This window comes from Microbacterium sp. LMX7-1.2 (assembly GCF_040675935.1).
In the GTDB taxonomy this organism is placed as follows: Bacteria; Actinomycetota; Actinomycetes; order Actinomycetales; family Microbacteriaceae; genus Microbacterium.
Genome location: NZ_JBEGIL010000001.1, coordinates 2,200,805 through 2,218,755 on the forward strand (window position 1 = coordinate 2,200,805; position 17,951 = coordinate 2,218,755).

A 17,951-nucleotide genomic window follows, 5' to 3' on the forward strand; every position below is an offset into this window, starting at 1 on the left:
CCGATCCGCCCCCCCAGTTCTGCGAGCCGCTTCCCCATGGCCACCTCTCTCACCACGGGCCGCCCGTGGCGCGTCATCCTCGCCTTCTCCATCCCGCTGCTCATCGGCAACGTCGTGCAGCAGATGTACCAGTTCGCCGACGCCGTCGTCGTCGGGCGTCACCTCGGAGTCGAGTCCCTCGCGGCCGTCGGCGCCACCGGCAGTCTGCTGTTCCTCCTCATCGGCTTCGCCTGGGGTCTCACGAGCGGCTTCGCGATCCCGATCGCCCAGGCGTTCGGCGCCGGGGATGCCGCGGCCGTGCGTCGCTCGGTCGCGACCGGCGTGCTGCTCACAGGCCTCACGAGCGTGGTCCTCACGATCGTCGCTCCCCTGATCTCGCGGCCGGTCCTCGAGCTGCTGCAGACGCCGCCCGAGCTCCTGGCCGAGGCGACGACCTTCACGCAGATCAGCTTCCTCGGGGCGAGCGCGACGATGTTCTTCAACTACCTCTCGGCGATCATCCGTGCGATCGGCGACTCCCGTACCCCGCTCGTGTTCCTCACGGTCTCGTGCATCCTCAACGTCGGTCTCGTCGTCCTCATGGTCGGTCCGCTCGCCTGGGGTGTCGGCGGCGCCGCGCTCGCGACGGTCGTGGCGCAGGCCGTCTCCGTGGCGCTGTGCCTCGAGTTCGTGCGTCGCCGTCTGTCGATGCTGCACCTGCGCCGCATCGACTGGAGGGTGACACGTGAGGACGTCCGCGAGCACCTCCGACTCGGACTGCCGATGGGCTTCCAGGCGTCGATCATCGCGATCGGCACCCTCACGGTGCAGGTCGCTCTGAACACGCTCGGCTCCGACGCGGTCGCCGCGTACACGACCGCCTCGCGCGTCGACGGCCTCGCCGTGGCGTTCCTCTCGTCGCTGGGCCTCGCGGCGTCGATGTACGCCGCTCAGAACCTCGGCGGACGCCGCCCCGACCGCATCCGCCGCGGGGTGATCGAGGGCACCTGGATGGCGACCGGCGCCGGTCTGCTGCTCGGCGTGATCATCATCGCGCTCGGCGCTCCGCTCGTGCGTCTCTTCGTCGGCCACGGCTCCGCGGCCGACGACGTCGTCGACCTCGCGCACCGCATGCTCGTGATCAACGGATGCGGGTACTGGGCGCTCGGCATCCTGTTCGTGCTCCGCGGTGCGCTGCAGGGTCTCGGGCACACGCTCGTACCCACGGTCACCGGCGTGATCGAGCTCGTTATGCGCGTCGGAGCGGCCGTCGTCCTCGGCGCGATGATCGGGTTCGACGGCGTCGCGCTCAGCAATCCGCTGGCGTGGCTCGGCGCGATCGTGCTGCTCGTGCCCGCCTACGTCAGGGCGCACCGCGACCTCGCGCGCATGAGGGTCGACCCCGTGGAGGCGACCGAGACCTCGGCGATCGCGATCGTCGGGCCGACCGACGGGTCCATGGTCGTCGACGCGGTCCTGACGCAGCCCGTGCGCATCGTCCGCGGCTCTCGTCTCGCCTGGCTGAAGCGACGTTGAACAGCCAGTCAAGATTGCGCAACATCATCCTGCAGATGGATGTCGGGAGCGGATCCCCTTCGTACTCTTGATAGTGCGGAGGGTCCGCTGACCGGGGGGTCGAATGATGACATCATCGAGAGTCGCGAGCGAGCTGGCGTCGGTACTGGTGCCGCTGGGGATCGTCGGGGCCGTGCTGGCGGGGCTGTGCGCCCTGGTCGCGGCGATCGCGATCGTGCGAGGGGCCGGAGGCCTGGCCGGAGGGGCCGTCGGGATCTGGATCCCCGCCGCGGTGCTGAGCCTGACCGCGTCGTTCGCGAACCAGTGGACTCCGCTGTTCGTGTCGGTCGCGCTGCTGGTGGGGCTGCTGGTGATCGGCGTCGTGGTACGCGGCATCGTGAACGCGGGAGAGCCTGCGCGGGCGGCCGCGCGGGAGCGGAAGGCCGCGGCGATCGCGGCGGCGCCCGTCACGACGACGGCTCCCACCTCGACGGGCTCGCCCGCCACGGGGACCATCCCGGCGCTCGCGCGCTGACGCGAGATCACACGATCCGCAGGAGATCGCACGATCTGCAGGAGCGGATGCCGATTCCGGTCCTGCGGATCGGGAGATCCCCTGCGATCGGGGGCCGAGTCCTCAGTCGAGCACCCCGCGTCCGTCGCGCAGCTCGAACACGAGCTGGGTCTCGGTGGCCCGCACGACCGGGTGGATCGTGATGTGCTCGAGCACGATGTCGCGTAGCGCGGTGGCGTCGGGGACCGCGACGTGCACGAGGAAGTCGTCGACCCCCGCGACGTGGAACACCTGCAGCACGCGGGGGATGCCGGCGAGGGCGTCGAACAGCGCCGTGACCTTCGGTCCGGTGTGATTCGCCAGTCGCACCTTGATGATCGCCTGCAGCGGCAGGCCCAGGGCGGCGCCGTCGATGCGGATGCGGGTGTCGCGGATCACCCCGCGATCGCGCAGCGCGCGCACGCGATGCGCGCAGGTGGACTCCGCGAGCCCCAGCCGGTGCGCGAGCGCCTTGTTCGTGACGGTCGCGTCGCGCGTGAGGGCGGCGAGGATCTCGAGGTCGATCTCATCGAGTTGCGCTTTGGCCAAGTCCGACACCTCCGGGAACCGTGATCTCGTTCAGAATAGCGAGATCGCGCGTGTAAGCAGCGGATGCTGTCGAAAACGAGCATGTTTTCCGTGTTCTCGGCAAGGTGGAGGGATGACTGCAGCGCTGCATCCCGACACCCTGGCCGTGCACGGCGGACGATCCGAGCTGGGCGCGCTCGGGGTGCACGCCCTGCCGATCGACCTGTCGACCACGAACCCGCTGCCCGACATCGAACGGGGTGGCGATTCCTACGAGGCGATGGCCACCGGCGGTCGCCCGCCCGCGGACGGCAGCATGGTCTATGCGAGGCTCTGGAACCCCACGGTCGCGCGATTCGAGGAGGCGCTGGCCGTACTCGAGCACGCCGAGGCCGGCGTCGCGTTCTCGTCCGGCATGGCGGCGATGACGGCCGTGATCCTCGCGCACGGCCCCGCGGCCGGCAAACACCACGTCGTCGCGGTGCGCCCGCTGTACGGCGGCACCGACCACCTGCTCGGCTCGGGTCTGCTCGGCGTCGACACCACCTACTGCGCGCCGCACGAGGTCGCCTCCGCGCTTCGCGCCGACACGGGCCTGATCGTCGTCGAGACGCCCGCGAACCCGACACTCGAGATCGCCGACATCGCGGCGATCGTCGCTCAGGCGGGGGAGGTGCCGGTCGTGGTCGACAACACCTTCGCGACGCCGGTGCTGCAGAACCCCATCGACCTCGGTGCCGCGATGTCGCTGCACAGCGCCACGAAGTACCTCGGCGGTCACGGTGACGTGATCGCGGGTGCGGTGGCGTGCGACGAGCGCACGGCCGAGGCGCTGCGGCGGGTGCGGGCGGTGACCGGAGGGCTCCTGCACCCGCTCGGGGCGTACCTGTTGCACCGAGGCCTCACGACCCTGCCGGTGCGGATGCGCGCACAGCAGGAGAGTGCGCGGGCCATCGTGCAGTGGCTCATCGACCGCCCCGAGGTCGCCGAGGTGTTCTATCCGGGCCTCGACGGAGACCCCGAGGGCATCCTCGAGCGGCAGATGCGCGGCACGGGTGCGATGATCGCCCTCCGGATGCAGGGCGGCTACGCCGCGGCATCCGCGGTGACGTCGGCCACGACGCTCTTCACCCACGCCGTCTCCCTCGGCGGGGTGGACTCCCTCATCCAGCATCCTGCCGCTCTCACGCACCGGCCGGTGCCGGCGGAGGCGCGGCCGGATGCCGACGTGCTGCGGCTCTCGATCGGCCTCGAGCACGTCGACGACCTCATCGCCGACCTCGCCGCGGCATTCGCGACGCTGTCGCAGGACGCCGAGGGCGATCAGAGCTTCGGCAGCGCGACGGTTCCCGTGACGAGCCGCTCGGTCGGCATGCGGTCGCGGTTGTAGGTGATGTCGCGGTAGCCGTGGGGCGTGGGACGGCCGTCCTCGCCGAGGCTCACGAACACGATCTTCTCGATCGTGAGGATGCGCTTGCGCGTGATCATGTTCCGCGCCACAGCCCGCATCGTGAGCGAGGTGACGCCGAAGTGGGTGGCCTGGAGTCCCAGCTCGACGAGATCGCCCTGCACGGCCGAGGCCTCGAAGGTGATCTCGGAGATGTGCTTGGTCACCGCTCGGTAGTTGCCGAGCTGCACGATCGCGTAGATCGCCGCCTCCTCGTCGATCCACTTGAGGAGGCTGCCGCCGAACAGCGAGCCGTTCGCGTTGAGGTCTTCGGGGCGCACCCACTTGCGAGTCCGGAAGTTGATGCCGTCCTCCGACCACTGCCATTCGGGTACCTGCTGCTGCGTCATGCGGTCGAGGCTACGTCCGTCGTGAGTCGGCGACGTTACGCGCGCGAGAAGGATCGCGGCATCCCGTCCGGCTACTCGGGGATCTCCTCCTCGAAGGGGAACAGCGACCACGGCACGCACGAGTCGGGGGACACCTGCATGGCCTGGAAGTCGTGGGTTGCGGGTTCGAATTCGTGGCGCAGGTAGTCCAGCAGATCGGAGCCGTAGAAGATCACATCGGTCTGCCAGACCGAGAACACGGGAGCACCGGGCCCGGCCGGCGCGGCGGGCATGTAGCGGTGCGAGTACAGCGGGACGAGCGTGGGCCATCGCGCGATCCGCGCCGTCACGATCGCGCTGCGTGCGTCCGCGGTCTGTGGCCGGGCACCCCACCCCGCGGGCCAGAATGCGTCGTTCTCGACATCGAACAGCACCCCGTCGCGCGGCCAGTCGAGCCGTGACCGGATGCTCTCCTCGCTGTCCTCGGTCCACTGCAGCCAGCTCTCGCCCGACGGCTGGACTCGCTCGAGCAGTCTCCGGTGATCGGGGCTGAACTCGAAGCCGTAGCGGGCCTCGATGTCCGCGATCTGCTCGGGACCCAGGCCGGGGCCGAGAGGCACTCCGTGCGCCTGGAGCAGGGCGATGCAGGCGTCGATGTCGGCACCGGTGACGTCGTGAAGGGGCATGGATCTTCCGAGATAGAGGAGGTCAGGAGGTCGAGCCCACAGTAATGCAGGAGAACGCACGATCTACAGGAGCGGATGCGACGACCGATCCTGCAGGTCGAGAGATCTCCTGCGGAGCGTGCGACCCCCGCGGCACGCGTGCGGTGCGGGTGCGGAATGAGACGGCTCTGCCCTCGGCGGATCCGCCCCCGGCGGATTCCCGCCCGCATCCCGCGACGGCGGCGGATGCTGGGGCCATGAGCGAAGACAACCCCATCCCGCAGTTCGGGCCCGAGGCCCGGCGCGCGCTGTTCCATGAGCGCGTGCTCGTGCTCGACGGTGCCCTCGACGACGACAACGGCACGCTGCTCATGACGCAGCTGCTGACGCTGTCGGCCGAGGACCCGACAACCGACATCTCCCTGTGGATCCACTCGCCGGGCGGCTCGGTGCCCGCCATGCTCGCGATCCGCGACCTCATGACTCTGGTGCCCAACGACGTGTCGACCCTCGCGCTCGGACTCGCGTGCAGCGCCGGCCAGTTCCTGCTGTCGGCAGGTGCGCGGGGCAAGCGGCGGGCGCTTCCGCACGCGCGCATCCTCATGCATCAGGGGTCCGCGGGCATCGGGGGCTCCGCGGTCGAGATCGAGACGCAGGCCGACGACCTCCGGCACATGCGCGACACCGTGCTCGGACTCATCGCCCACGACACCGGCCAGCCGCGCGAGCGCATCTTCGAGGACTCGCTGCACGACCGCTGGTACACCGCAGTCCAGGCGCAGGAGTACGGGTTCATCGACGGCATCGTCGACGGGGTCGCCGACCTCATGCCCAAGCGACGGTCGCGGGTCGGACTGGGGGTCGGGTCATGAGCAGCTACACGATCCCGAACGTGATCGCCCAGCATCCGCGCGGGGAGCGGGTCATGGACGTGTACTCGCACCTGCTCGCGGAGCGCGTGATCTACCTCGGCACGGGCATCGACGCCGGGGTCGCGAACGCGCTCATCGCGCAGCTGCTGCACCTCGACGCCGATGCCCCCGAGTCGCCCGTGCAGCTGTACGTCAACAGCGAGGGCGGCGATCCGGGTGCGGCTCTCGCGATCTACGACACCATGCAGCACGTGCGGCCGACGATCGCGACGACGTGCGTGGGGCAGGCGATCGGCCCCGCTGCTCTGCTGGTCGCCGCCGGGGCGTCCGGTCAGCGCTCGGCTCTGACGCATGCGCGGATCGTGCTGCATCAGCCGGCCGGGCAGTCGCGCGGGGCGATCCCCGACCTGATCCTCGCGGCCGACGAGGTCGTGCGCGTGCGTTCCGACATGGAGTCGATCCTCGCGAGGCACAGCGGTCGCACGGTCGAGGAGCTGCGCGCCGACACCGACCGGGACCGCGTGTTCACGGCATCCGCGGCTCTCGACTACGGACTCGTCGACACGGTGCTGGGGGAGCGGATGCTCTGAGGCCGACTCAGGCGGCGAGGGCGAACGCGCCGCTCGCCGAGGCGGAAGCGGATGCCGGTGCCGCGGCCGCCCGCAGGTCGTCGGCGACCGCGCTCGTGAGCTCGATCAGCGAGGTGTCGAGCGCGCCGGCGATCGCGGCGATCATCTCGCTCGACGGCTCCTTGAGGCCGCGTTCGACCTCGGAGAGGTACTGCGGGGAGACTCCCGCGCTCGCCGCGGTCTCGGTGAGTGTCTCGTCGCGTTCGTGCCGACGTCGCCGCAGCTGATCGCCGAGGAGGTGGCGCCACAGGGGTTCGGGATCGCTCGGGCGCGTCCGGGGGCTGCGGGGGAACGGGACGAGGTCGGCCATGCCTCACGGTATGACGCGGGGGACGTCCGCGGCGAGCGTTTCTGCTCTGAGCAGAACGGCGGCCGCCGGGTTCACTTGATCGCCCGGCCTGAGTGAACAGCCGACTGCTACTTTTCGCGGGCCGACAGTGGTCGGCGGGAGACACGATCAGTCGATCGGCATATGCTCCCCGGCTGTCGTCCCATGTCGGCGGCCGGGGCCGTGCGGGACCACCCCCTCAGCGTCACCTGGTCGCACCCGGTGACGGGTCCTCGTGCGGCGGAGGGGCGGAGAAAACCGCTCCGCCCCTCCGTGTTCACTTCTCCCGCCCCAGTCGGTGAACACCGGATTGCTACGGTCTTCCGGGTCGACTGGATCCCAGGCGATCACCGGCCGCAGGCGTCGCACGAGGATCAACGGCCTCGACGCGAAGGATCGGCGGATCGGTGGCTCGGAAAGGCGGGGGTGAGGCGTCGTCACCTCACCCCCGCCGAGGCCGACGGGCGGATCCAGCAGGAAGGGGAGAGCATGAACGGCGGAGCATCGCTGTCGACCGATCGGGTCACCGCGCTGGAGCGCGGTCGTCCGCTGGTCGCCCGCGCCGTCTCGATGATGGCTGCCGGGGTCATGCTGGCCGCAGGCCTGGTGATCGGTTCCGCTCCGACTCCCGCCAGCGCCGCCGCCCCGCTCTCCTGCAACAACACGGTGTACATCGCCAGCTCTGCGGCCAGCAACGTCCGACGGATGAACCTCACCACGGGAGCGATCGACCCCACGCCGGTCTTCACGACGAACAGCGGGGTCGGCTCGTCGATCAACCAGCTCGGCATCGGCGCGGACGGCTCCTACGCGATGATCGTGGGCACCGCCGGCATCGGCAAGTTCACGCCCGCTGCGAGCGAGGCGGGAACCCTCACCACCTCGCGCAAGGCCGGCCCCATTCCGACCGGAACCGTCGGCGCGGTCAACCCCCTCACGGGCCTGCACTACTACGGCGCCTACAGCGGAGCGACGCTGAACCTGTACGTGCACGATCCCGCCACGGGGGCGTCGCCCGCAGGACCCGTGGTGTCCGTGACGCTCACCAACCCGCCGGGGACCAACGGAGACATCGCGTTCGACAAGCTCGGCCGACTCTTCATGCTCAACGGCAACCCCACCACCTCCGGGCTCTTCGTCGCGAACGGCGTCGTGCCGACCTCGGGGACCGGAACGGTCCTCACCTCGCAGGAGATCTCCCGGAGCCCTGTCACCGCAGCCCCCAACGGCGTCGCGTTCGGATCCGACGGGTTCCTCTACATCGGCGGCGTCTCGACTCTGCAGAAGGCCAACCCGATCACCGGCGCTCCCGTCGGCGCACCGCGCTCGTTCGGCACGGTCACGAGCAACGACCTGGGCAGCTGCGCGAACCCGTCGTCGGCCGAGGTCATGGCCGAGTTCGACGGACCGCGCGCCCGGCCGACCGACGCGGTGCGCATCATCCTCGAGGGTGGCTCCTACGGCGCGAACGGCACCAGCCCCGATTTCCCGGCGACCCGGACGACCGACAACGGCGGCGCCGACAGCGATGCGGGCCTGATCATCCCCGGCGAGACCTACACGGCGACCCAGCAGGGCCTCGGCACGACCGATCTCCGAATGTACGACACGACCTGGGTGTGCACCGACGGCGACGGCGCGACCATCTCGAGCGGTACGGGCAACACGGCGACGTTCACGGCTCCGACCGGCACGGACGGCATCAACATCGTCTGCGCCTTCACGAACGTCGTCCGCGGGCCGACCGCCACCCCCGACGCGGCGTTCGGGGTGTTCGGCGCACCGGTCGTGCTGGACGGCGCGACCGACGACCAGGCGGGTGGCGCGCCCCTCGCGCCCGAGTTGACCGTCTTCACCTCGCCCGACGCGACCGACGGCGGCCGCCGCCTCGAGACGCCGCAGGGCGTCTGGACCCTGGATGCCGAGGGGCGGGCGACCTTCACCCCCGCGCCGGGCTTCACCGGCGATGCCGTGACCGAGTACCGCGTGGTCGACGCCAACGGACTGGAGTCGACCGCCACGCTCACCGCGACGATCCGACCCGGACCCGAGGCCGCGGCCGACACCGCTGCGACCACGCAGGGCCAGCAGGTGCGGATCCCCGTGCTCGACAACGACGCCGCCGGGCAGAACGCCGACGGGACGGCGGGCACGATCCCGCCGGGCTCCGTGGTCTTCCCGACCGCGGGTCAGCCGACGGGCGCGACCGTCAGCGCCGACGGGCGACGGCTCACGGTGCCCGGCGAGGGCGTGTACACGATCGACCCCGCCACCGGGGCGGTGACCTTCGCTCCCGCCGCGACCTTCACCGGCACGACGACCCCCGTCGCCTACGGCTTCACCGACAGCACCGGCAACGTGGCAACCGCGCAGATCCAGGTGACGGTGGCCGGGCAGCCCCCGGTCGGGGTCGACGACGCCGCGCGCACCGCGCAGGCGACTCCGGTCACGGTGGACGTGCTCGCGAACGACGAGCCCGGTCCCGGCGGGGCGCTGGACCCGGCATCCGTGGTCTTCACGGACCCGGCCGCGACCGACGGCGGCCGACGGCTCGTCACCGCGCAAGGCGAATGGCTAGTGACCGACGGCGGCGAGGTCGAGTTCCGGCCCGCGCCGGGCTTCGCGGGGACGGCGACGGCGCCGTACAGCGCCACCGACCCGAGCGGCCAGCAGGCGACGGCCACCGTCTCGGTCACCGTGCTCCCGGGGCCGGTGGCCAACACCGACACCGCCACGACCGACCAGAACGTCGACGTCGTCATCCCGATCCTCGACAACGACGTCCCGGGTGAGGGGCCGAACGGGCCCGGCGAAGGATTCGACCGCGACTCCGTGCGCTTCGTCGTGACGCCCGCGCTTCCCGCCGGCAGCGCGGCGAGCGCCGACGGACGCGTGCTGACGGTGCCGGGCGAGGGCGTGTACACGTTCGACCCGGCCACAGGACGCGTGACCTTCGACCCCGAGCCGCAGTTCACGGGCGCGGCGACGCCGGTGACCTACTCGGTGACCGACGCGTTCGGCAGCCCCGCGTCGTCGACGATCTCCGTGTCCGTCACCGCGGTGGTCCCCGTCGCGACCGGCGATGCCGCGAAGACCCCCGGCGATGTGCCGGTCGTCATCGATGCGCTCGCCAACGACATCCCGGGTGCGCCGGACGCGCCGCTCGTCGCCTCGACCATGGTGTTCACCTCGCCGGATGCGACCGACGGCGGAAAGACGCTCGTGGTCGACGGCGAGGGCACGTACACGATCCGCGACGACGGCTCGGTGCGCTTCGTGCCCGACGAGGACTTCACCGGTCGGGCGACCCCCGTCGAGTACCGGGTCTCCGACGTCAACGGCACCCCGACGACCGCGACGATCGAGGTCATGGTCGGGAGTCGCGCCATCGCCGCGCCCGATTCGGCCGCCGTGCCGCAGAACACCCCCGTGGAGATCGACGTCCTGGGGAACGATCACGCGAGCGACCTGGGCGCCCCCTGCGACCCGGGGCAGACCGATGTTCCGCAGGGATGCGACACGGGGACCATGGTCCCCACCAGCGTGACCTTCCCGACAGAGGGACAGCCGGCGGGCGCCGTCGTCTCCGCCGACGGGCGCACGATCACCATGCCCGGCGAAGGCGTCTACACGGTGAACCCGACGACCGGGGCCGTGACCTTCGTCCCGGAGCCCGCGTTCACGGGAGTGAGCACACCCGTGGTCTACTCGGCCCTCGACAGCCATGGCGCTCCGGTGTCGTCGACCATCATGGTGGTCGTCGACGCGATCACCCCGGTCGCCGCAGACGATCGGGCCGCCACGACCTTCGGCACCCCGGTGACGGTGGATCTGCTCGCCAACGATCGCGCCGGAGCCGATTCGGCGCCACTGGTCCCGGCGCAGACGGTCTTCCCCGCGGCGGGTCAGCCCGAGGGGGCCACGGTGTCCCCGGACGGGAAGACGCTCACGGTCCCGGGTCAGGGCACGTACACGCTCGACGCCACTGGTGCAGCGACCTTCACTCCCGAGGCGGGCTACAGCGGCACCACGACTCCCGTCGCCTACCGCGTCGTCGACGCGAACGGCACGACGGCCGACGCCCGGCTGATGGTCACCGTACGCCCGGGGCCGACCGCCGAGCGCGACACGATCACGACACCGCAGGGCGTCGCCGTCGCCCTGAGCCCGCTCGCCAACGACGTGCCGTCGCGCAACGCCGACGGGTCGGAGGGAGCCTGGGATCCCTCGACCCTCCGGTTCCCCTCCGAGGGGCAACCGCCGGGTTCCGTGCTCCTCGACGACGGGCGCCGCCTGGTCGTCCCGAATGAGGGCTTCTACGTCGCCGCGGCCGGCGGCACGGTGACGTTCACGCCCCTTCCCGAGTTCCGGGGCCGTGCGAGCACCGTGAGCTACTCGGCATCCGACGCGGTCGGAGGCGCGGTGACCTCGACGATCCGCGTGACCGTCGACCCCGTGACGCCGACCGCCGCCGACGACGATGCGACCACGGCGTTCGCGACCCCCGTGACGATCGACATCATCGGCAACGACACCGCCGGCGACCCGTCCGTTCCGCTCGATCCGACCTCCGCGACCTTCGAGGCCGCCGACCTCCCCGCCGGCGTCACCGCCGAGATCCGCGACGACGGCAAGACCGTCGAGATCGCGGGCGAGGGCGTCTACACGCTCGGTGCCGACGGCACCGTCCTGTTCACGCCCGCCGCGGGATTCAGCGGCGCGACCACGCCCGTGCGCTACACGATCCGCGACGCGAACGGCACCGCCGGGACCGCAGCCATCGGCGTCACGGTGCGCCCCGGGCCCACCGGCGCGGCCGACGCCGAACGCACGTCGCGCAACGTCCCCGTCACGGTCGACGTGCTCCGCAACGACACCCCCGGTCAGCGCGCCGACGGCTCGGCTGCGGAGTTCGATTCGGCTTCGGTCGTGTTCCCGCCGGACGGGCAGCCGGACGGCGCCGTGCTCGGAGCCGACGGCAAGACGATCGAGGTCCCCGGCCAAGGAGCGTACGCGATCGACGCCGACGGCCGGGTGACCTTCACCCCGCTGCCGACGTTCACGGGCTCCGCGTCACCCGTGCGGTACGCCGCGACGGATTCCCTGGGCAACGTGGCCGCGTCCACTCTGACCGTCACGGTGGTCGGCGACGACCCGATCGCGCGCGACAACGTCGCCCGGACGTCGTCGGGCATGCCGGTCGTGATCGACGTGCTCGGCGACGACACCCCGGGAACCGGCGGCGCGGCCCTGGATCCCGCCTCCCTGCGGATCGTGGGGCCCGACGGTGCGCTCGTGCTGACACTCGACGTCCCCGGAGAGGGCGAGTGGCGAGTCGTGTCCGGCAGGATCGTCTTCACGCCGGACCCGGACTTCTCCGGCCGCGCGTCGATCACCTACTCGGTCGCGGACGTCAACGGGACGAGAGTCACCGCCCGCGTCACGGTCATCGTCGCGCGAGCGACGGCAGGCGGCGCGCTCCCGGCCACGGGAGGCGAGGTGCCGTGGATCGGGATCGGCGGGGCCGCCGTCCTCCTCGCAGCGGGTGGTCTCCTGATCGTCCGGCCACGGAGGAGGGCGACCGACTGACGAAGACTCCCGGCGTCGGTTCATGCTCGACGCCGGGCCCGCGCACGTTCCCATCCTCCCCGGGCGGTGGCCATCCAGAAGGCCCCCGAAAAGACGTGCGCAGCGGGGACGGGGTCTTGACACCCCGTCCCCGCATCTCTGCGCGGGACGCTCTGCGCGGCACGCTCGGGAACGGGACCCTCGGGAACGGCACCCTCGGAGCTCAGCGGATGCAGACCGCACCTCGCGTGAGCGCCTCAGAGGGCGTCCGTCACCCCGGGGATCAGTTTCGTGAGGATGCTCGCGAGCTGCTCGCGCTCGTCATCGTCGAGCGGGTCGAGGATCAGCTCCCGGATCTGCGCGACGTGCACGGGAGCGGCTGACCTCAGGAGTTCGCGACCCTCGTCCGTGAGCACTGCCGACTGGGTGCGCTTGTCGCCGCCGCAGGTGGTGCGGGCCACCCATCCGCGCTCCTCCAACACGTCCAGCGCGTGGCTCAGGCGTGAGCGGCTCAGACCGGCGATCCGGGCGAGCTCCGTCATGGTCGGTGCGAGGTCATCCTGCCCCGCGAGCGATACGAGGATCGCATAATAGGCGTGCTTCAGCCCCGTCTCGGCCTTGAGCGTGCGATCGAGGACCTGTGGCAGCAGCTGCACGAAGCGGATCGTGGGGAGCCAGACGTCCATCTCCCCGGGGGTCAGCTGCCGCTCCGACATCACGCCGCCGACAGGTCGATCGTGTGCGCCGTGTGGTCGCGCTTCGCCTCGAGGTACCGGTGGTTGGCAGCCGAGAGGTGCACACCCGTGCGCACCTGCTCGGCGACGGCCACGCCGAGCGCCTCGAGCTGCCTGGCCTTGTCGGGGTTGTTGCTCAGGAGGCGGATGCGGTCGGCGCCGACGGCGCGCAGCATCTGCGCCGCCACGGTGTAGTCGCGCTCGTCCTCGCCGCGACCGAGCGCCACGTTCGCCTCGTACGTGTCGAGACCGGAGTCCTGCAGCGCGTACGCATCGAGCTTGGCGTAGAGGCCGATGCCCCGGCCCTCTTGACGCAGGTAGAGGAGGAAGCCGCCCTCGTCGGCGATCCGCTCCACGGCCTCACGCAGCTGCGGACCGCAATCGCACCGCTCCGAGCCGAACACGTCGCCGGTCAGGCATTCGCTGTGCGGGCGCACGAGCGGGGCGGGGCCGCCGTCGACGGCGCGGTCGAGCGCGGTGCGCCAGTCGCCGAGGCCGAGCAGCAGATGCTCGCGTCCGTCGACGAGCCCGTCGAACGTCACGACGTCCGCTGTCGTCGAGTAGCCGTCGGCGAACCGCAGGGGCACGCGCACCCGGGTCCGCTCGGTGGCCACCGGCACGACGGTTGAAGTTTCAATCATGTGGGGTGCAACGCCGCTCCCCGGGTTCTATTCCCGGTTCGGCACGACCGGCGTGACGGGATCCCGGCGCCGATCCGTGCGCCGTCGCCGCACGAGCTTGAGCTCACTCGCGAGAATGCCGAGCACCACGAGCGCCCCGCCGATCAGTGCCGTCGCGGGGAGGCGCTCTCCGGCCGCCCGGCCGATCACCGCGGCCCAGACCGGCTCGCCCGCGTAGATGATCGTCGCTCGCGTGGGCGACACGGTCTTCTGCGCCCAGTTCATCGTGAGTTGGATCAGACAGCTCGAGACGCCGAGCCCGACCGCGCAGGCCACCCAGACCCAGGAGAACTCCGGGACGCCCTCGCCGACCACCGGCATCGTGAGCAGCCCGAGCACGCCGGCCGTCAGCAGCTGCACGACCGTGATGCGGCCGAGGTCGATCCGCCCGGCGAACACGCTGATGAGGATGATCTCCGCCGCGATCGGGAGCGTGCTGAGCATCGTGACGATCTCGCCCATGCCGAGCGTGAGCGCGAAGGCGTCGGGTCCCGCGATGAACAGCAGACCGAAGAACGCGAGTCCGGCGCCGACGAACGCCATGGCGGGCGGGCGACGCCGGAACACGGCCCATTGCGCCAAGGGGACGAGCGGCACGTACATCGCCGTGATGAACGCCGAGGTGCTCGAATCGATGGTCTGCAGCCCGACCGTCTGCAGCCCGTAGCCGAGGTGGATCATCACCCCGATCGCGACGCCCGCGCCGATGTCGCGCGAGCGGATGCCGCGCAGGGAAGTGCGGAAGATGACGACGCTGATGGCACCGGCGACGAGGAAGCGGAGGCCCACGAAGAACCACGGACCGGAGTGCTGCATGGCCCAGTGCACGAGCAGGAACGTGCTGCCCCACACGGCCGTGATGGCGATGAGGGCGGTCTCCTGTGGTTGCAGGCGCATCCCGCGGAATCGAGTGGGCATGCTGTCCCTTCTCGACGCGGCCGGATAGAGCCTATCGCCGGGTGGAGCGGCGGCCGTGACGGCGTGTGGCACCACAGGCCCGGGTGGTCGGGAGAGCGGATAGCCTCGCAGCATGAGCAACTTCGTGACCGTCGCCGAGCTGAGTGAACTGCTGTCGGCCGGAGCTCCCGTCCGCGTGATCGATGTGCGCTGGCGGCTCGACCGCCCTGACGGGCGCCCCGACTACCTCTCCGGACACGTGCCGGGTGCCGTGTTCGTGCCTCTCGACACCGAGCTCTCGACCCACGGCGAGCCGTCCGAGGGGCGGCATCCGCTCCCGACGACAGCCGAGCTGCAGGCGTCCGCACGACGCTGGGGGCTCCGACAGGGGGATTCCGTGGTGGCCTACGACGATGCGAAGGGCGCGGCCGCCGCGCGCGCCTGGTGGCTGCTCCGGCAGGCGGGCGTCGACGTGCGGGTGCTCGAAGGCGGCATCCGCGCCTGGCGGGATGCGGGCCTCGAGGTCGCGACCGATGACGTGACGCCGGTGGAGGGCGATGTCGTGCTCGACGAGATCGGCGCGGACGCGCTGACGATCGACGAGGCGGCCGCGTTCCCGGCATCCGGGGTGCTGCTCGACGTCCGTGCGCCCGAGCGCTACCGCGGCGAGGTCGAGCCGCTCGACCCGCAGGCCGGTCACATCCCTGGCGCTGTCAACCTCCCCACGGTGCTTCACTTCGATGCCGCGGGCAGGATCCTCGACCACGACGCCGTGCGCGCCACCTTCGCACAGGCGGGCGTGACCGAGGGCACAGCGGTCGCCGCGTACTGCGGATCCGGCGTGACCGCAGCGCACACCGCGCTCGTGCTCGACGAGATCGGGATCGCCGCGAAGGTGTTCCCCGGCTCGTGGAGCCAGTGGTCGAACACTCCCGGGCGTCCGGTGGCCGTCGGCGACCAGCCCTGAGCGTCGGGAGCGGGCGGATGCCGGACGCTCAGCGTCCGTCCGCGTAGCTCCAGGCGATGCCGAGGGCTCCGGGGCCGAACGCGCGCCGCACCTGATGCACCGAGGTGCGGCCGCCCAGGTCGAGGGGCGAGGACACGACGCCGGCCGGGGTGTCGACGCGCTCCTCGACCGTGTCGGGCACGGCATCCGGATGGAACCGCGTCCACACCAGCAGCTCGCGGCACTTCATGGCGACGGCGTGACCGGAGTCGCGCTGCGGCGGGTAGCCGGGCGGCAGCTCGACCGACCACTCGACGATCGTGGTGTCGGGGGCGGCGAGCGGGGACTCTAGTTCGAAGAGGACGCCGTGCACCTCGCCGCTCGGATGCGAGTAGCGCTGCGCGATGCGTCCGCCGGAGATCGCGTTGATGAGCGGCGCGGGCGTGCTCTCGCCCGGAGTCAGTTGAAGGAAAGGGATCGCGGTGACCGTGCCCACCGTGGACTGGACGATGCTGCGCGTCTCGGAGCGCGCCACGTTCCCGTGCTCGTCGACGTCGGTGATGGAGTGGGTCGTGAGCTCCCGCGAGGTGTCGGGGTACTCGGCACCCATGGCGGTGAAGGCATCCATCACGGCGCGCTCGACCTCGAGCTCGTCGAGCGGGAACCTGTTCGGTCCGACGGGGCCGGTGCGGTTGGTCGCTCCCAGCAGCCCGGTGAGAGCGCCGGCGCGCAGGTCCAGGATGACCTCGATGTCGGCGAGAGCCGCCAGGGACTGCACGCCCTCGGGGCGGCGGCGGCCGGAACGCCAGTAGCTCAGCGTCGTCATGGACACGCCGTTGCCCCGCGCGCGCAGCATCTCGTGCAGGCGCGCGAGCGACAGATCCCGGGCGTTTATCGCGTCCCGGAAGGCAGCTGGAAAGAGGTCTGATGCCGTCCTACGACTTTTTTCCAAACTCATCACACGTCCCCCTCCGGTATGTGAAGAACCGGCCCCTAAAGTGAGCATACGACCACACCGGCATCGCGTAGGGGACGGGATGCTATTTCTGGGGTCGACAGAGTTGTGAGAGGCAAGCAGGGTGCCCGACCTTGTGCTCGAGCAGCTCGACGCAGTGTCGCCCCCGTCGCTGCGTGTTCTCGTGGGGCCTGACGATCGATCTGGGGAGATCCGTCAGGCCTCACGGACATGTTCCGAGGGCATCGCTCCTGCGTCCGAGCATCGCGCGCCCCCGCGTAGACTGGGGTGAAACCCCGGAGGACTCTGGATCGTCATGTCTGCCCCTGCCCGCGCGTTCACCGCGCGACACGTCCAACTGATGCGCGCGCTCTTCGCCGCCGCAGCAGCCGTGATGATCACCTTCTCACCGGACCACTCGGCCGCCGTCGGTCTGTCGGTGTTCAGCGGGTTCGTGCTGGCGACGTCGCTCGTCCTCCTCCTCGCCGTCTGGCTCGTGTTCCCGGCCGGTGAGCGCTGGTCGTGGCTCGTGCTCGCGCTCCTCGGCATCGCGGCCGGCATGGCCGCGGGCATCCCCGCCTGGCGCACCGAGGACCTCTTCTTCATCGTCGTGATCGCGTGGGCGCTGGCGACCGGCCTCGTCGAGCTCATCGTCGGACTCCGGGCGCGCCGCGCCGGCGATCCCGCCGCCCGCGACGCCATCACGGTCGGCGCCTTCGGTCTGCTGCTCGCCGTGCTCCTGATCGCGATCCCCGCCGGGTTCGTGCAGCCGTACGCCATCAAGGGCGCGGGCGAATTCGAGCTCACCGGCATCATCCTCGGCGTCGGCATGTTCGGCGGCTACGCGGCCATCATCGCGGTGTTCCTCGGGATCGCGGGCCTCACCCCGAAGCGCGCGGACGCCGCGGCCACCGCATCCGAGGCCGCACCCGTCGAGCAAGGAGGCGACCGATGAGCGACGAGAAGCCCACGCGGCGCGACATCCTGCGTCCCCTGCACCTGCTCGGCATCGCACTGGGATGCGGCGTGTTCGCCGCGATCGTGACCCTGGTGTCGACCGGTGCCTTCACCTCCCGCGTGAACGACGCGATCGCGCGCGGCACCTACGACGGGCTCACGCCGATCGCGCTGGGCCTCGTGGTGGGCGGCGGCGCGTTCATCGTGACACTGCTGATCCTCGCGATGCTCATCCTCGTCGTCGACCCCGCCGACGTCACCAAGACCGTCGATCGTCCGGTCCTCTACGACCCGGAGACGCCCGACGACGCCGACCCCGAGGCGCCGAGCAGCTCTGCCACGCCCTGATTCCCTCCGGTTCCGCGGAAT

Annotated in this window: 17 protein-coding genes; 9 read left to right on the forward strand and 8 right to left on the reverse strand. The window is 71.0% G+C overall.

The window, feature by feature from the left end; genetic code table 11:
• Window positions 1–36: 36 nt before the first annotated feature.
• Both MRBLMX7_RS10715 and MRBLMX7_RS10720 read left to right on the forward strand, forming a co-directional pair.
• Complete coding sequence (locus MRBLMX7_RS10715; RefSeq protein ID WP_363368350.1) at window positions 37–1,515, forward strand: MATE family efflux transporter; 1,479 nt, start codon at window positions 37–39, stop codon at window positions 1,513–1,515.
• Between the two features lie 106 nt (window positions 1,516–1,621).
• Entirely contained in the window at window positions 1,622–2,029 is a 408-nt protein-coding gene (locus MRBLMX7_RS10720; RefSeq protein ID WP_363368352.1) for a hypothetical protein, read from the forward strand.
• A gap of 102 nt (window positions 2,030–2,131) precedes the next feature.
• Here the strand turns inward: MRBLMX7_RS10720 and MRBLMX7_RS10725 are convergent, their stop codons facing one another.
• A complete protein-coding gene (locus MRBLMX7_RS10725; RefSeq protein WP_363368354.1) occupies window positions 2,132–2,596 on the reverse strand; it encodes an Lrp/AsnC family transcriptional regulator in 465 nt (154 codons plus the stop codon).
• 112 nt (window positions 2,597–2,708) lie between these two features.
• Between MRBLMX7_RS10725 and MRBLMX7_RS10730 the strand changes: the two genes are divergently transcribed.
• Window positions 2,709–3,965: a trans-sulfuration enzyme family protein gene (locus MRBLMX7_RS10730; RefSeq protein ID WP_363368356.1), complete on the forward strand. Its 1,257-nt coding sequence runs from the start codon at window positions 2,709–2,711 to the stop codon at window positions 3,963–3,965.
• Here MRBLMX7_RS10730 and MRBLMX7_RS10735 read toward each other — a convergent pair.
• Window positions 3,899–4,372 (reverse strand): acyl-CoA thioesterase, encoded by a 474-nt coding sequence (locus MRBLMX7_RS10735; RefSeq protein ID WP_363368358.1) that lies wholly within the window; start codon window positions 4,370–4,372, stop codon window positions 3,899–3,901. The two genes, MRBLMX7_RS10730 and MRBLMX7_RS10735, sit on opposite strands and share 67 nt — an antisense overlap.
• Before the next feature lie 71 nt (window positions 4,373–4,443).
• Entirely contained in the window at window positions 4,444–5,037 is a 594-nt protein-coding gene (locus MRBLMX7_RS10740) for a hypothetical protein (protein WP_363368360.1), read from the reverse strand.
• A 236-nt stretch (window positions 5,038–5,273) separates the two neighbouring features.
• Between MRBLMX7_RS10740 and MRBLMX7_RS10745 the strand changes: the two genes are divergently transcribed.
• Entirely contained in the window at window positions 5,274–5,888 is a 615-nt protein-coding gene (locus MRBLMX7_RS10745) for a ClpP family protease (RefSeq protein WP_363368362.1), read from the forward strand.
• Complete coding sequence (locus MRBLMX7_RS10750; protein ID WP_363368364.1) at window positions 5,885–6,478, forward strand: ClpP family protease; 594 nt, start codon at window positions 5,885–5,887, stop codon at window positions 6,476–6,478. Before MRBLMX7_RS10745 ends, MRBLMX7_RS10750 begins: the two co-directional genes overlap by 4 nt.
• A gap of 7 nt (window positions 6,479–6,485) precedes the next feature.
• Here the strand turns inward: MRBLMX7_RS10750 and MRBLMX7_RS10755 are convergent, their stop codons facing one another.
• Window positions 6,486–6,827 (reverse strand): helix-turn-helix domain-containing protein, encoded by a 342-nt coding sequence (locus MRBLMX7_RS10755; protein WP_363368366.1) that lies wholly within the window; start codon window positions 6,825–6,827, stop codon window positions 6,486–6,488.
• 444 nt (window positions 6,828–7,271) lie between these two features.
• On the opposite strand from MRBLMX7_RS10755, the gene MRBLMX7_RS10760 reads away from it, so the two are divergent.
• Entirely contained in the window at window positions 7,272–12,434 is a 5,163-nt protein-coding gene (locus MRBLMX7_RS10760) for an Ig-like domain-containing protein (RefSeq protein ID WP_363368368.1), read from the forward strand.
• Window positions 12,435–12,670: 236 nt separating this feature from the next.
• Here MRBLMX7_RS10760 and MRBLMX7_RS10765 read toward each other — a convergent pair whose 3' ends face one another.
• Genes MRBLMX7_RS10765 through MRBLMX7_RS10775 form a run of 3 tightly spaced genes read right to left on the reverse strand, consistent with a single transcriptional unit; the run spans window position 12,671 to window position 14,745 of the window.
• Entirely contained in the window at window positions 12,671–13,129 is a 459-nt protein-coding gene (locus tag MRBLMX7_RS10765; RefSeq protein ID WP_363368370.1) for a MarR family winged helix-turn-helix transcriptional regulator, read from the reverse strand.
• Window positions 13,129–13,788, reverse strand: coding sequence for a GTP cyclohydrolase II (locus MRBLMX7_RS10770; protein ID WP_363368372.1), 660 nt, complete (start codon window positions 13,786–13,788; stop codon window positions 13,129–13,131). Before MRBLMX7_RS10770 ends, MRBLMX7_RS10765 begins: the two co-directional genes overlap by 1 nt.
• A gap of 27 nt (window positions 13,789–13,815) precedes the next feature.
• A complete protein-coding gene (locus MRBLMX7_RS10775) occupies window positions 13,816–14,745 on the reverse strand; it encodes a DMT family transporter (protein WP_363368374.1) in 930 nt (309 codons plus the stop codon).
• 112 nt (window positions 14,746–14,857) lie between these two features.
• On the opposite strand from MRBLMX7_RS10775, the gene MRBLMX7_RS10780 reads away from it, so the two are divergent.
• Window positions 14,858–15,691, forward strand: a complete 834-nt coding sequence (locus MRBLMX7_RS10780; RefSeq protein ID WP_363368376.1) for a sulfurtransferase — start codon at window positions 14,858–14,860, stop codon at window positions 15,689–15,691.
• 28 nt (window positions 15,692–15,719) lie between these two features.
• Here MRBLMX7_RS10780 and MRBLMX7_RS10785 read toward each other — a convergent pair whose 3' ends face one another.
• A complete protein-coding gene (locus MRBLMX7_RS10785; RefSeq protein ID WP_235556820.1) occupies window positions 15,720–16,496 on the reverse strand; it encodes a hypothetical protein in 777 nt (258 codons plus the stop codon).
• Window positions 16,497–16,941: 445 nt separating this feature from the next.
• Here MRBLMX7_RS10785 and MRBLMX7_RS10790 point away from each other — a divergent pair, with 445 nt between their 5' ends.
• On the forward strand, window positions 16,942–17,580 hold the full coding sequence (locus MRBLMX7_RS10790) for an acyl-CoA synthetase (protein ID WP_363368379.1): 639 nt from the start codon (window positions 16,942–16,944) through the stop codon (window positions 17,578–17,580).
• Window positions 17,577–17,930: a hypothetical protein gene (locus MRBLMX7_RS10795; protein ID WP_050724011.1), complete on the forward strand. Its 354-nt coding sequence runs from the start codon at window positions 17,577–17,579 to the stop codon at window positions 17,928–17,930. The genes MRBLMX7_RS10790 and MRBLMX7_RS10795 overlap by 4 nt, the downstream gene beginning before the upstream one ends.
• Window positions 17,931–17,951 lie beyond the last annotated feature (21 nt).